Below are 257 nucleotides of genomic sequence, written 5' to 3'. Positions count from 1 at the left end.
ATGGGCGAACAGCCCAACCCTCGGGACCGACTACAGCCCCAGGATGCGATGAGCCGACATCGAGGTGCCAAACCTCCCCGTCGATGTGGACTCTTGGGGGAGATAAGCCTGTTATCCCCGGGGTAGCTTTTATCCGTTGAGCGATGGCCCTTCCATGCGGAACCACCGGATCACTAAGCCCGACTTTCGTCCCTGCTCGACTTGTAGGTCTCGCAGTCAAGCTCCCTTGTGCCTTTACACTCTGCGAATGATTTCCA

1 rRNA gene is annotated in these 257 nt (G+C 57.6%); it reads right to left on the bottom strand.

Annotation, left to right across the window (positions count from 1 at the left end):
* A 23S ribosomal RNA gene (locus tag SB786_RS36845) occupies positions 1-257 on the bottom strand; the annotation flags it as partial.

The sequence above is a fragment of the Burkholderia sp. SIMBA_062 genome (assembly GCF_046534765.1).
GTDB classification, from domain to species: Bacteria; Pseudomonadota; Gammaproteobacteria; order Burkholderiales; family Burkholderiaceae; genus Burkholderia; species Burkholderia ambifaria.
Note: the sequence above shows the minus strand (reverse complement) of the source record. Positions and strands in the feature narration are given on the sequence as shown.